13 protein-coding genes are annotated in these 13,630 nt (G+C 73.3%); 11 read left to right on the top strand and 2 right to left on the bottom strand.

All coding sequences use genetic code 11. From position 1 onward, the window contains the following. Positions 1 to 2 precede the first annotated feature (2 nt). Complete coding sequence (locus OHS17_RS06000) at positions 3 to 1,205, bottom strand: amino acid deaminase/aldolase (protein WP_330311331.1); 1,203 nt, start codon at positions 1,203 to 1,205, stop codon at positions 3 to 5. Between the two features lie 315 nt (positions 1,206 to 1,520). Here OHS17_RS06000 and OHS17_RS05995 point away from each other — a divergent pair, with 315 nt between their 5' ends. The 4 genes from OHS17_RS05995 (at position 1,521) to OHS17_RS05980 (ending at position 5,147) form a co-directional block, all read left to right on the top strand. Continuing rightward, positions 1,521 to 2,258 carry a hypothetical protein gene (locus tag OHS17_RS05995; RefSeq protein WP_330315165.1) on the top strand — a complete coding sequence of 246 codons (738 nt, stop codon included), beginning with the start codon at positions 1,521 to 1,523 and terminating at the stop codon, positions 2,256 to 2,258. A 104-nt stretch (positions 2,259 to 2,362) separates the two neighbouring features. After that, positions 2,363 to 3,592, top strand: coding sequence for a type VII secretion-associated serine protease mycosin (gene mycP / locus OHS17_RS05990; RefSeq protein ID WP_330315164.1), 1,230 nt, complete (start codon positions 2,363 to 2,365; stop codon positions 3,590 to 3,592). Positions 3,593 to 3,626: 34 nt separating this feature from the next. Then, the gene (locus tag OHS17_RS05985; protein ID WP_330311330.1) at positions 3,627 to 4,355 is read left to right on the top strand and encodes an SseB family protein; all 729 of its coding nucleotides are present in this window, start codon (positions 3,627 to 3,629) and stop codon (positions 4,353 to 4,355) included. Between the two features lie 84 nt (positions 4,356 to 4,439). Next, on the top strand, positions 4,440 to 5,147 hold the full coding sequence (locus tag OHS17_RS05980) for an MIP family channel protein (RefSeq protein ID WP_161207382.1): 708 nt from the start codon (positions 4,440 to 4,442) through the stop codon (positions 5,145 to 5,147). Positions 5,148 to 5,233: 86 nt separating this feature from the next. On the opposite strand, the gene OHS17_RS05975 is transcribed toward OHS17_RS05980, so the two are convergent. Beyond that, positions 5,234 to 5,596 carry a DUF1844 domain-containing protein gene (locus tag OHS17_RS05975; protein ID WP_330311329.1) on the bottom strand — a complete coding sequence of 121 codons (363 nt, stop codon included), beginning with the start codon at positions 5,594 to 5,596 and terminating at the stop codon, positions 5,234 to 5,236. A gap of 341 nt (positions 5,597 to 5,937) precedes the next feature. Here OHS17_RS05975 and infC point away from each other — a divergent pair, with 341 nt between their 5' ends. The 7 genes from infC to pheT all read left to right on the top strand — a co-directional run bounded on the left by infC (position 5,938) and on the right by pheT (position 13,436). After that, positions 5,938 to 6,651, top strand: coding sequence for a translation initiation factor IF-3 (gene infC, locus OHS17_RS05970; RefSeq protein WP_078498719.1), 714 nt, complete (start codon positions 5,938 to 5,940; stop codon positions 6,649 to 6,651). A 120-nt stretch (positions 6,652 to 6,771) separates the two neighbouring features. Next, on the top strand, positions 6,772 to 6,966 hold the full coding sequence (gene rpmI / locus OHS17_RS05965) for a 50S ribosomal protein L35 (protein WP_018103793.1): 195 nt from the start codon (positions 6,772 to 6,774) through the stop codon (positions 6,964 to 6,966). Positions 6,967 to 7,073: 107 nt separating this feature from the next. After that, positions 7,074 to 7,457: a 50S ribosomal protein L20 gene (rplT, locus tag OHS17_RS05960; protein ID WP_018103794.1), complete on the top strand. Its 384-nt coding sequence runs from the start codon at positions 7,074 to 7,076 to the stop codon at positions 7,455 to 7,457. 113 nt (positions 7,458 to 7,570) lie between these two features. After that, the gene (locus OHS17_RS05955) at positions 7,571 to 8,413 is read left to right on the top strand and encodes a TrmH family RNA methyltransferase (RefSeq protein WP_018103795.1); all 843 of its coding nucleotides are present in this window, start codon (positions 7,571 to 7,573) and stop codon (positions 8,411 to 8,413) included. A gap of 117 nt (positions 8,414 to 8,530) precedes the next feature. Continuing rightward, entirely contained in the window at positions 8,531 to 9,643 is a 1,113-nt protein-coding gene (locus OHS17_RS05950) for a sensor histidine kinase (RefSeq protein WP_383165914.1), read from the top strand. A gap of 155 nt (positions 9,644 to 9,798) precedes the next feature. After that, positions 9,799 to 10,926: a phenylalanine--tRNA ligase subunit alpha gene (pheS, locus tag OHS17_RS05945; RefSeq protein WP_330311327.1), complete on the top strand. Its 1,128-nt coding sequence runs from the start codon at positions 9,799 to 9,801 to the stop codon at positions 10,924 to 10,926. Next, positions 10,926 to 13,436, top strand: a complete 2,511-nt coding sequence (pheT, locus tag OHS17_RS05940; RefSeq protein WP_330311326.1) for a phenylalanine--tRNA ligase subunit beta — start codon at positions 10,926 to 10,928, stop codon at positions 13,434 to 13,436. Before pheS ends, pheT begins: the two co-directional genes overlap by 1 nt. Positions 13,437 to 13,630 lie beyond the last annotated feature (194 nt).

Here is a 13,630-nt window from a genome sequence, read left to right as displayed (position 1 = left end):
GGCTAGAGGAACGTAAGGCCTTCGCCCCGGTACGTGGGAACCGTCGCCGTCACCCGGTCGCCCTCGATCAGGTGCAGCGCGTCGAACCGCTCGCACAGCTCACCGGCCTTCGCGTGCCGGAACCACACCTTGTCACCGATCAGCAGATCGTCGGCCGGGGCGCCGAGCAGCGGGGTCTGCACCTCGCCCGGGCCCTCCTGCGGGTCGTAGCGCAGCCCCTCCGGGAGATACGGGACCGGCAGCCGGTCCGCCCCGGCCGCGCCCGACGCCGGATAGCCGCCCCCGAGCACCGTCACCACGCCCACGCCCGGCCGCCGCACCACGGGCTGCGCGAACAGGGCCGCCGGGCGGGCCGTGAACGAGGTGTAGTTGTCGAACAGGCGCGGCACGTACAGCCCGGAACCGGCGGCGATCTCCGTCACCGCGTCCTCCGCCGCCGTGTGCTGCACGCTGCCCGTGCCGCCGCCGTTCACGAACTCCAGGTCCGGCGCCACCGCCCGGACCGCCCGCACCACCTCGGCCCGCCGGGCCGCCAGCTCCTTGCGGGCCGTGGCCTGCATCAGCCGGATCGCCCGGGACCGCAGCGGACGCCCCGTCACCGAGTCCCCGACGCCCGCGATGTGCCCCTCGTACGCCATCAGCCCGACCAGCCGGAAACCGGGGCGCCGGACCACGGACCTGGCCAGGTCGGCCAGCTGGGCGGGGGAGCGCAGCGGCGAGCGCAGGGCCCCGATCCGGACCCGGCCGCCGAGCATCCGCAGCGAGGTGTCCAGCTCCAGGCAGACCCGGATCTCCTGGGTGCCGCCCGCCCGCGCCGCGTCGATCAGGTCCAGCTGGGCGTGGTCGTCCACCATCACCGTCACGGCGGCGGCGAGCTTCGGATCGGCGGCCAGCTCCGCGTAGGCCGGGCGGTCGGCGGAGGGGTACGCCAGCAGCACGTCGTCGAAGCCGGCCCGGGCCAGCCACAGCGACTCCGCGAGCGTGAACGACATGATCCCGGCGAACCCGGGCCGGGCCAGCACCCGTTCCAGCAGGGCCCGGCAGCGTACCGACTTGCTCGCCACCCGGACCGGCTTGCCCGCCGCCCGGCGGACGAGATCGTCCGCGTTGGCGTCGAACGCCTCCAGATCCACGACGGCTACGGGAGCGTCGAGATGGGCGGTGGCCCGGTCGTAACGGGCCCGGTCAGTGGCTCGGGCAGTCATGGCCGCAGCTTGCCAGACGGTTCTACCGCTGGGTAGGGGGAAGATCCGTGCAGATCCGCCGGTGCGCGGACCGCCCGCTCCCACCCGGGTCTCCGCAGCCCGTAGAGTGACGCCCACGCGGCGCACGGGGTCCCGCCCACGCGGGCGGAGGGACGCGCGGTACGGAACGGACCAGGGGGGCGGATGAGCACCGAAGCACGGCGTGCCCCCGTCCCACCCCGCCCCACCGCACCACCGCCTCACGAGCCCGCGCCGCCCGCCCCGTCCCCCGCCGACTGGCCGCCCCCCGAGGCCCCCGCGCGCCCCCGCCGGACCCTGGCCGCCGGTGTCTGCGGCGTCCTCGGGCTCGGGCTGATCGCCGGGGCCGCCGCCGGCAGCTGGCTCACCGGCGGCTCCGACGACGACCCCGCCGCCCGCAGTGCCTACACCGTGGGCCGGGAAGCCTGGCACAGCATCCCCGTGGACACGCTCTTCCCCCGCACCCTGAAGGGCGACGGCACCGGACCCGGCGGCGCCGACCGGGTCTGGACCCGGCTCGCCGTCGCCCCCGAGGGCGGCTGCGCCGACGCGCTCGACCCGCTGCTCGCCAAGACCCTGCGCACGGTCGGCTGCGCCCGCGTCCTGCGCGCCACGTACACCGACGCGACCGCCAGCAGCGTCACCACCGTCGGGCTCGCCTTCACCGAGGCCGACACCGGCGCGATGCGGGCCCTCGGTGCCCGGTTCGCCGACCAGCACCTCGACCGCCGCACCGACCTGCTGCCCCGTACCTACCCCGTGAAGGACAGCCCGGCCGCCTCCTTCGGCGCCCGGCAGCGCGCCAGCTGGTCCGTCCACGTCCTGACCGAGATCCCGGTCGTCGCCTTCGCCGTGACCGGGTTCGCCGACGGACGCGCGAGCACCCCGCCCCAGCCCGCCGACCGGGCCATGGCCGACGGTGCCACGACCCCCGCCGCCCAGGCCGGACTCGGCCACGAGGCCAAGGGCCTGGCCGACGGCGTCGAACGCGCGCTGCGCACCCACGTGGCCGACCTGACGGAGCAGCCACGATGAAACACGCCCCAGGGCCTGTCCGGCGGATCTTCGCGGGCTCGCGACGCCTGGCACGCACTCTCGCCGCACGCCCGGATCACCCAAGTACGTCCAGTACGAGGGTGATGCGGGCGTACGCCGAGAGCACGCACCAGACGCCGCGGGCTGATCCACGAAGATCCGCCGGACAGGCCCTGGGCGTCCTCTGCGCGGCCACCGCCCTCGCCCTGCTCCCCGCGACCCCCGCCGCGGCCGACACCATCCGGGCCCAGCAATGGGGCCTGGCCGCGATGCACACCGACCGGGCCTGGGAGACCACGCGCGGCAAGGGCGTCACCGTCGCCGTCGTCGACACCGGGGTCGACGGCAGCCTGCCCGACCTCGCGGGCCAGGTCCTGCCAGGCAAGGACCTCATCGGCTTCGGCGCCGGGCGCGGCGACAAGGCATGGGCCAGGCACGGCACCGCCATGGCCGGGATCATCGCGGGCCGGGGCCACGGCAGCGGCCGCGCCGACGGCGTCCTCGGCATCGCGCCCGAGGCCAGGATCCTCCCGGTCCGCGTCATCCTCGAAGCGAGCGACCCGGACCGCGCCGAGGCCCGCAGGACCCGGGGCACCGCGCTGGCCGACGGCATCCGCTGGGCCGCCGACCACGGCGCCGACGTCATCAACCTCTCCCTCGGCGACGACAGCGAGTCCGCCCACCCCGAGCCCGGCGAGGACGCCGCCGTCCAGTACGCGCTGAAGAAGGGCGCCGTCGTCGTCGCCTCGGCCGGCAACGGAGGCGAGAAGGGCGACCACATCTCGTACCCCGCCGCCTACCCCGGGGTCATCGCCGCCGCGGCCGTGGACCGGTACGGCACCCACGCCTCGTTCTCCACCCGCCGCTGGTACGCCACTGTGAGCGCCCCCGGCGACGACATCGTCGTACCGGCGCCCGACCACAAGTACTACGTGGAGTGGGGCACGTCCGCCGCTGCCGCGTTCGTCTCCGGCGCGGTGGCCCTCGTGAAGTCCGCGCACCCCGGGCTCACCCCCGCGCAGATCCGGACGCTGCTCACCGACACCGCGCGCGACGCCCCCGCCGACGGCCGCGACGACGCGCGCGGCTACGGGATCGTCGACCCGGCGGCGGCCATCGAGGCGGGCGGCGCCCTGCGCTCCGCCGATGCGCGCGGCGACTCCGCCCCGGCCGGCTACCGCAAGCGGTACTTCGGCGCCGGACCCACGCCCGAACCCGAGGACGACGGACCGGCCGGGTGGCTCGCCCCGGCCGCCGGGGGCTTCGGCGTGCTCCTGCTGGCGGCGGGCGTGCTGCTGTGGCGGGGCCGCTCCCCGTTCACCCGGAACCGCTGACCGGGCCCCTGCGGCCAGGCACTACGCTCGCCCTGTGGCGCAGAAGAACATCCCGGACCCCGGTTTCTCCGACGACGACGGCACCGCCGACCCCGCTCTGGCCTCGGCGCTCGCCGCCTGGGCCGAGGACCGCGGCGCCGTCGCGCCGGTCCTCGAAGCGTTGAAGAGCGCCCGGCTGCTCGTCCCCGTTGTGGCCGTCCTCGGCGAGGTGGAAGAAGACGAGAACGGGCTGCGGCGCGAGAAGACGAGCGACATGGCGGTGCCCACCCTCCAGGCCGGCGACCGCCGCGCCCTGCCCGCCTTCACCTCCACCGCGTCCCTGGCCCGGTGGGACCCGCAGGCCCGCCCCGTCGCCGTACCCCTGCACCAGGCGCTCCAGGCCGCCGCGCACGAGAAGGCCGACACGGTGGTGCTCGACCTCGCCGGGCCGGTGGCCTTCGAACTGACCGGGGCCGCCCTGCGCGCCCTCGCCGAGGGCCGTACCAGCGCGGACCCGCTGGACGACCCCGCGGTCACCGCCGCCGTCCGCGCCGCGGTCGCCGCCGAGCCCGCCGTGCTCCGCGCCCACCTCGGCCCCGGCAGCGCCGACGGCACCCTCGCCCTGGTCCTCGCCCCCGACGCCGACCCGGCCCAGGCGGCGGGCCGGGTCGCCCGCGCCCTGGCGGCCGACGAGGTGCTGCGGGCCCGGCTGGTCCGGGGCCTGGACCTCGCGCTGCTCCCGGCCGGGGCGAACGCACCGGGTGAGCCCCTGTTCACACGCTGAATCACCCGCCCAGCTCAACGCGCGCGAAGCCGCGCGCAGCCGGAGAATTGCGAAGAAAAGGAACGATCTTCGCGAGGTGGTTGTATGCAGACGCGGACAGCCGTGTCGGAGTTCCTCGGCACCCTGCTGCTGGTTTTCTTCGCCGTGGGAGCGGCGGTGCTGTGCGTCGACTACATCGGAACTCTGGGCATCGCCCTGGCCTTCGGTTTCGTGCTCCTCGCACTCGCCTACGCCCTCGGCCCGATCTCCGGCTGCCACATCAACCCGGCGGTCACCCTCGGCATGCTGATGGCCCGGCGGATCGACGTGCGCACGGCCGTGACGTACTGGATCGCGCAGTTCCTCGGCGGCATCGCCGGTGCGGCGCTGCTGTTCCTGCTGGCCAAGCAGGTGCCGGGGCTGAAGACGAGCGGCAAGTTCGGCAGCAACGGATACGGCAGTCGCTCGGACGTGCACATCAACCTCGGCGGCGCCTTCCTGGCCGAGGTGGTGCTGACCTTCCTGCTGGTGTTCGTGGTCCTCGCGGTGACCCACAAGGTGGCGGTCGTGGGCTTCGACGGACTGCCGATCGGTATCTCCCTCGCCGTGATCCACCTGGTCGGCATCCCGCTCACCGGCACCTCGGTCAACCCGGCCCGGAGCCTCGGCCCGGCCCTGTTCGCGGGAGGCGCGGCCCTCTCCCAGCTGTGGCTGTTCATCGTGGCCCCACTGGTCGGCGGCATCCTCGCGGCGCTCGCCCACCGGCTGACCCACCCCTCCATGCGCGGCGGCGAGACGACCGCGGAGGTCTGACCCGCGCCCGCGAAGCGAAGAGCCCCCGCCGGGAGGACCGGCGGGGGCTCGTTCTCGTACGGGAAAAGGGGCGGTGGGCGGACGGCTCAGCCGAAGACCGCGCCGGTGTACTTCTCGCCCGGGCCCTTGCCCGGCTCGTCCGGGACGAGCGACGCCTCGCGGAAGGCCAACTGGAGGGACTTCAGGCCGTCGCGCAGCGGGGCGGCGTGGAAGGAGCTGATCTCGGTGGTGCTCGCGTCCAGCAGGCCGGCCAGGGCGTGGATCAGCTTGCGGGCCTCGTCCAGGTCCTTGTGCGCCTCGCCGTCCTCGGTCAGGCCGAGCTTCACGGCGGCGGCGCTCATCAGGTTGACGGCGACCGTCACGATCACCTCGACGGCGGGCACCTCCGCGATGTCGCGGGTCATCTCGTCGAAGCCGGGGGAATCACTGCTGGGGGTCGCGTCACTCATGCGCCTTACGATAGGCCCACGGCGACGGCCCCTGTTCTGCGGGAGTCGATGAGACCCGTGGTTCGCGCACCCCTCGGCGAGCTGCTAACCTTGTGTAACGACCGGCCGGACAGCTATGTGCCCGGCCCACAAGTGGAGGCTCCGTTCTCCCACCTGACCGCCCTCAGGGCGGCGGGTCACCGGTCAGGCGGTCCCCATCGTTCCGTACGGACGATGGAACCGCCCGATGCGCCCCGCGGTTCACCGTGGCGGTGTTCCGGTTTTCCAGGAGCCCCGCCTGTGTCCCGTCCGGGGCATTTTTGTTGCTCCGATGCGGTTGGTCTGTCTGAAACAGACGTTACGTGGCTGTCCGCCAGGCGGTCGCGTGGTGCTACCGAGGAGGATCCATCAGCGCCGAGCCCCGCATCAACGACCGGATTCGCGTGCCCGAGGTGCGACTTGTCGGTCCCAGTGGCGAGCAGGTCGGGATTGTGCCGCTTGCCAAGGCCCTGGAACTCGCACAGGAGTACGACCTCGACCTGGTCGAGGTGGCGGCAACCGCCCGTCCGCCCGTGTGCAAGCTCATGGACTACGGGAAGTTCAAGTACGAGTCGGCCATGAAGGCCCGTGAGGCGCGCAAGAACCAGGCGCACACGGTCATCAAGGAGATGAAGCTCCGGCCGAAGATCGACCCGCACGACTATGACACCAAGAAGGGTCACGTCGTCCGGTTCCTCAAGCAGGGCGACAAGGTCAAGATCACGATCATGTTCCGCGGTCGTGAGCAGTCCCGCCCCGAGCTGGGCTTCCGACTGCTCCAGCGGCTTGCTTCGGACGTGGAGGAACTCGGCTTCATCGAGTCCAACCCGAAGCAGGACGGCCGGAACATGATCATGGTTCTGGGCCCGCACAAGAAGAAGACCGAAGCCATGGCCGAGGCCCGCGAGGCCCAGGCCGCCCGCAAGGCGGAGCGCCAGGGGAACAACACCCCCGACGCCGCGCCCGCGGAGACGGCCCCCGAGGCTCCTGCCGAGGCGGCGCCCGAGGCCGAGGCCGAGACACCTTCCGAGGCGTGACCGCGGGGGGTGCCATCCAGGCACCCCCGGGTCCCCCCGGAACCCCCATCAAGATCTGACGCCCCTGCAGTCCGGTGCTCGCACCGAGAGGGGCGCCACTGACGAGGAGAGAACGGCGCGATGCCGAAGAACAAGACGCACAGCGGTGCCAGCAAGCGTTTCAAGATCACCGGCTCCGGCAAGGTGCTGCGCGAGCGGGCCGGCAAGCGCCACCTGCTCGAGCACAAGTCGTCCAAGAAGACGCGTTCGCTGACCGGCACGGTCGTCGCGGCTCCGGCCGACGCCAAGAAGGTCAAGAAGCTTCTCGGCAAGTGAGGCCGTCGTCCCCGGTGAGTCCGGGGACGCGCCCTCGATCCGACCGGGACCAATTCGTTTCCGGGCCGTGTGAGTACGACCACGGCCCCGCTACAAGGAGTTAACAAGTGGCACGCGTCAAGCGGGCAGTCAACGCCCACAAGAAGCGCCGGGCGATCCTCGAGCAGGCCAGCGGTTACCGCGGTCAGCGTTCGCGCCTGTACCGCAAGGCCAAGGAGCAGGTCACCCACTCCCTGGTCTACAACTACAACGACCGCAAGAAGCGCAAGGGCGACTTCCGTCAGCTCTGGATCCAGCGCATCAACGCGGCTGCCCGCCAGAACGGCATGACGTACAACCGCCTCATCCAGGGTCTGAAGGCCGCCAACATCGAGGTGGACCGCAAGATCCTGGCCGAGCTCGCGGTCAACGACGCCAACGCGTTCGCCGCCCTCGTCGAGGTCGCCCAGAAGGCCCTCCCGAGCGACGTCAACGCCCCGAAGGCCGCCTGACCCAGGGCGCACTTCTCGGTTTTGAGCCGGACCCGCAGGCGCTCGCCGTCTGCGGGTCCGGTGCGTTGTACCCCCAGGACCTTTTCGTACCGCAGAGAGGCTCGCCGCCGATCATGGGCATCCCCGAACTGATCTCCCCGCGTTCGCCGCGCGTCGCCGCCGCCCGGCGGCTGGCCCGGCGCAACTTCCGCGGCAAGGAGCGCAGGTTCATCGCCGAGGGGCCGCAGGCCGTGCGCGAGGCCGCCGAGCACCGGGGCGACGACGGCGAACCGACCCTGGTCGAGCTCTTCGCCACCGTCGAGGCCGCCGACCGCTACGCCGCCATCATCGACGCCGCCCACGCGGCCGGCGCCCGCGTCCACCTCGCCGGCGCCGACGTCCTGGCCGACGTCTCCCAGACCGTCACCCCGCAGGGCCTCATCGGGGTCTGCCGCTTCCTCGACTCGCCCTTCGACGCGATCCTCGCGGCCCGGCCCCGCCTTGTCGCCGTCCTGGCCCACGTCCGCGACCCCGGCAACGCCGGCACGGTGCTGCGCTGCGCCGACGCGGCGGGCGCCGACGCGGTCGTCCTGACCGACGCCTCGGTGGACCTGTACAACCCCAAGTCGGTGCGCGCCTCGGTCGGTTCGCTCTTCCACCTGCCGGTCGCCGTGGGCGTCCCCGTCGAACAGGCCGTACGCGGGCTGCGCGAGGCGGGCGTCCGCATCCTGGCCGCCGACGGAGCGGGCGCGGACGACCTGGACGACGAACTGGACGCCGGCACGATGGGCGGGCCCACCGCCTGGGTCTTCGGCAACGAGGCGTGGGGCCTGCCGGAGGAGACCCGGGCCCTGGCCGACGCCGTGGTGCGGGTGCCGATCCACGGCAAGGCGGAGAGCCTGAACCTCGCCACCGCGGCCGCCGTCTGCCTGTACGCCTCCGCGCGCGCCCAGCGCCCCCGCCGCACCACCGGCTGACCCCGGCGGGCGCCCCCACTTCGACGGAGAGCCGCCACAGGGTGTCGCTCCGTCACCGACGACTAGTAGGGTGACGCACTCGGGGGCCCACTGCACCGGTCGAGAGTGGGGTACGGAATGGCTGTCGGCATGAGCGGACCGCGCGCGGCACGGGCGGGCGTCGCGGACGCGGCGGGCTGCCTCGGGCTGGACCCGGACGACCTGCCCGACGGGCTCGTGGTCGCGGACGCGGCCGGCCGGATCATCTGCTTCAACGCCGCCGCCGTCCGCATCACCGCCGTGCCGGAGAGCGCCGCCCTCGGTCGCCCGGTCGAGCAGGTGCTGCCGCTGGAGGACCTCAAGGGCCGCCGCTGGTGGGAGCTGACCGACCCCTACGGCGGCCTCGCCACCCGGACCGGCCAGCCCGAGCGCAACCTCCTGCTGCCCGGCGGGCGCGAGGTCCTGGTCTCCGCCCGCTACGTGCGCGAGACCCCCGCCGGACCGGTTCGCCGCCTGGTCGTCAGCCTGCGCGGCACGGAGGCCCGCCGCCGCACCGAGCGCAGCAACGCCGAGCTCATCGCGACCGTCGCCCACGAACTGCGCTCGCCGCTCACCTCGGTCAAGGGCTTCACGGCGACGCTCCTGGCCAAGTGGGAGCGGTTCACCGACGACCAGAAGCGCCTGATGCTGGAGACGGTGTACGCGGACGCCAACCGGGTCACCCGCCTCATCACCGAGCTCCTGGACATCTCCCGGATCGACTCCGGCCGCCTGGAACTCCGCCGCCAGCCCGTCGACCTGTCCGCCGCCGTCGAGCGCCACGTCCAGGCGCACACCGCGGCCGGCCAGGACCCCGGCCGCTTCCTCGTCCGCACCCTCCAGCCGCTGCCCGCGGTGTGGGCCGACCCGGACAAGATCGACCAGGTGCTCGGCAACCTGCTGGAAAACGCGGTGCGGCACGGTGAGGGAACTGTCACCATCGACGTGGCACCCGCACCGGCGAAGAGCGACGAGAGGGGAGCGGCCGTCACCGTGAGCGACGAAGGTCCCGGCATCCCCGAGGAGTCCATGAGCCGCGTCTTCACCCGCTTCTGGCGGGGCAGCAAGCGCGGCGGCACGGGCCTGGGCCTCTACATCGTCAAGGGCATCGTCGAGGCCCACGGCGGCACCATCACGGTCGGCCGCGGCCCCGGAGGCGGCGCGGAGTTCCGATTTATGCTGCCCGTGAGCACGCCGGCCTACCTCGCGTAAGGCCCCGAGCGGCCCACGGGCGCCCCACCCGCCCCGCGACCCTTAGACTCGACCCTTGGCACCTTTGCGTCCTCCGGTCTTCGAGCGAGGTCACGGGGGTCCGGGAGTATCCCCCGGCAAGCGCAGCACTCAGCCAATCGGAAGTACGGGAAGAGATGTCGGCACCGAACAAGTCGTACGACCCAGTCGAGGTCGAGGCACTGAAACCGGAAGAGATCGAGCGCATCCGGGACGAGGCGCTCGCCGCCTTCGCCGCCGCGGGTGACCTCGACGCGCTCGCCCAGGCGAAGACCGCGCACACGGGCGGCACCTCGCCCCTGTCGCTCGCCAACCGCGAGATCGGCGCACTGCCCCCGCAGGCCAAGGCCGAGGCCGGCAAGCGCGTCGGCCAGGCCCGTGCCGCCGTGGGCCGCGCCCTCGCGGCCCGCCAGACGGAGCTGGAGGCCGAGCGTGACGCCCGCGTGCTGGTCGAGGAGGCGGTGGACGTCACCCTGCCCTACGACCGCACCCCGGCCGGCGCCCGCCACCCGCTGACGACCTTCATGGAGCGCGTCGCCGACGTCTTCGTGGCCATGGGCTACGAGATCGCCGAGGGCCCCGAGGCCGAGGCCGAGTGGTTCAACTTCGACGCCCTCAACTTCGTGCCCGACCACCCGGCCCGGCAGATGCAGGACACCTTCTTCGTCCAGGGCGCCGACGGCGCGAAGAACGACGAGTCCGGTGTCGTGCTGCGTACGCACACCTCCCCGGTCCAGGCCCGCACCCTGCTCGACCGCGAGCCCCCGGTCTACGTCGTCTGCCCCGGCCGCGTCTACCGCACCGACGAGCTCGACGCCACGCACACCCCGGTCTTCCACCAGATCGAGCTGCTCGCCGTGGACGAGGGCCTGACCATGGCCGACCTGAAGGGCACCCTCGACCACATGGTCCAGGCGCTCTTCGGCCCGGACATGAAGACCCGGCTGCGGCCGAACTTCTTCCCGTTCACCGAGCCGTCCGCCGAGATGGACATGGTCTGCTACGTCTGCCGCGGCGCGTCCGTCGGCAACCCGGACCGCCCCTGCCGCACCTGCGGCAGCGAGGGCTGGATCGAGCTCGGCGGCTGCGGCATGGTCAACCCCAAGGTGCTCACCGCCTGCGGCGTCGACCCCCAGAAGTACAGCGGATTCGCCTTCGGGTTCGGCATCGAACGGATGCTGATGTTCCGCCACAACGTCGAAGACATGCGAGACATGGTCGAAGGTGACGTCCGGTTCACCCGGCCCTTCGGGATGGAGATCTGATGCGCGTCCCGCTTTCCTGGCTGCGGGAATACGTCGACCTGCCGGCCACCGAGACCGGCCGTGACGTGCAGGCCAAGCTGGTCGCCGTCGGCCTGGAGGTCGAGACGGTCGAGCAGACCGGCGCCGGCCTCACCGGCCCGCTGGTCGTCGGACAGGTGCTGACCATCGAGGAGCTGGAGGGCTTCAAGAAGCCGATCCGCTTCTGCACGGTCGACGTCGGCACCGCCAACGGCACCGGCGCGCCGCAGGAGATCGTCTGCGGCGCCCGTAACTTCGCCGTCGGCGACAAGGTCGTCGTGGTCCTGCCCGGCGCCGTGCTCCCCGGCGACTTCGCGATCGCCGCCCGCAAGACGTACGGCAAGACCTCGCACGGCATGATCTGCTCCACCGACGAGCTCGGCATGGGCGACGACGGCACCCACGGCATCATCGTGCTCCCGCCCGAGTACGAGGTGGGCACCGACGCGATCGAGCTCCTGGAGCTCCGCGACGAGGTCCTGGACATCGCCGTCACGCCCGACCGCGGCTACTGCCTGTCCCTGCGCGGCGTCGCCCGCGAGACCGCCATCGCCTACGGCCTGCCGCTGCGCGACCCGGCGCTCCTGGACGTGCCCGCGCCCAACGCGTACGGCTACCCGGTCAAGGTCTCCGACCCGATCGGCTGCTCCCGCTTCACCGCGCGCACCGTCACCGGACTCCAGCCCGAGGCCCGCACCCCGATCTGGATGCAGCGCCGGCTGCAGAAGGCGGGCATGCGGCCGATCTCGCTCGCCGTCGACGTCACCAACTACGTGATGCTCGAACTCGGCCAGCCGCTGCACGCCTACGACCGGTCCCGCATCGACGGCCCGATCGGGGTCCGCCGTGCCGAGCAGGGCGAGAAGCTCACCACGCTCGACGGCGCGGTCCGCGTCCTGGACTCCGGCGACCTCGTCATCACCGACAACCGCGGCCCCATCGGCCTCGCGGGCGTCATGGGCGGTGCCGACACGGAGATCGCCGACGCGGCCGAGGGCGCGCACACCGCCGAGGTCGTCATCGAGGCCGCGCACTTCGACGCGATCTCGATCGCCCGCACCGCGCGCCGCCACAAGCTGCCCTCCGAGGCGTCCAAGCGCTTCGAGCGCGGCGTCGACCCGCAGGCCGCCGCCGCTGCCGCGCAGCGCACCGTCGACCTGCTGGTCCTCCTCGCCGGCGGCACCGCCGAGGCGGGCGTCACCGAGGTAACCGCCCCGTCCGCGCCCCGCACCATCACGATGCCGGCCGACCACCCCGACAAGGTCGCCGGTGTCGCGTACGGCCGCGAGACCGTCGTCCGCCGCCTCCAGGAGGTCGGCTGCGACGTCTACGGGCAGGACGAGCTCCTGGTCACCACGCCGTCCTGGCGCCCCGACCTCACCGAGCCGAACGACCTGGCCGAAGAGGTCATCCGCCTGGAGGGCTACGAGAACCTGCCCTCCACGCTCCCGACGCCGCCCTCCGGCCGCGGCCTCACCGACCGCCAGCGGCTGCACCGCCGCGTCGGCCGGGCCCTCGCGGGCGCGGGCTACGTCGAGGCGCTGAACTACCCGTTCATCGGCGAGGCGGTCCTCGACCAGCTCGGCCTGGAGGCGGACGACGCCCGCCGCCGCACCGTCCAGCTCGTCAACCCGCTCTCCGACGAGGAGCCCTCGCTGCGCACCACGCTGCTGCCGGGTCTCCTCGGCGCACTGCGGCGCAACGACGGCCGCGGCAGCCACGACCTCGCGCTCTTCGAGACCGGCCTCGTCTTCCTGCCCACCGGCGAGGAGACCAAGCCCGTCCGGCTGCCCGTCGACCGTCGCCCCTCCGACGCGGACATCGCCGCGCTGAACGTCGCGCTCCCGCGTCAGCCGCGCCGCGCCGCCGTCGTCCTCGCGGGCGCCCGCGAGCAGGCCGGCTGGTGGGGCAAGGGCCGCCCGGCCGACTGGGCGGACTCCGTCGAGGCCGCGCGTACCATCGCCCGCGAGGCCGGGGTTGAGGTCATCGTCCGCGCCGACCGGCACGCCCCCTGGCACCCGGGCCGCTGCGCCGCGCTGTACGTGACCGTGGCCGGCGAGGAGACCCTGTTCGGACACGCGGGCGAGCTGCACCCGCGCGTCGTCAAGGAGCTCCACCTGCCCGAGCGCACCTGCGCCATGGAGGTCGACCTCGACGTCCTGGAGCAGGCCGTCGACGGTGTCCTGCGGGCCCCCCGGATCTCCGCCTTCCCGGTGGCGACCCAGGACGTCGCGCTGGTCGTCGGCCAGGACGTCCCCGCCGCCGACGTGGAGCGCGCGCTCCAGGAAGGTGCGGGCGAACTCCTGGAGTCGCTGCGGCTGTTCGACGTCTTCACGGGCGAGCAGATCGGCGAGGGCAACAAGTCCCTGGCGTACGCGCTGCGCTTCCGCGCCGCCGACCGCACCCTGACGGTCGACGAGGCGAGCGCCGCCCGTGACGCGGCGGTGGCCCTGGCCGCCGAGCGTACGGGCGCGGTGCTGCGCGGGGCGTAGGACCACCCCGCTGTACGAAGGAGGGGCGCATCCGGCCACCGGATGCGCCCCTCCTGTGTGCTCGCCGTCCGTCCCCGCCGTGGAGTGTCGGGCAGGCCGGCGGGGTGGACTGCGCGGATGCGGGCCGCCCTGCTGTACGAGGGGGAGCAGACGGCCCGTTCGCGCCCTGCGAGGGGAATCATTCAAGCGAGCCC

The sequence above is a fragment of the Streptomyces sp. NBC_00523 genome, assembly GCF_036346615.1.
Classification (GTDB): domain Bacteria; phylum Actinomycetota; class Actinomycetes; order Streptomycetales; family Streptomycetaceae; genus Streptomyces.
Note: the sequence above shows the minus strand (reverse complement) of the source record. Positions and strands in the feature narration are given on the sequence as shown.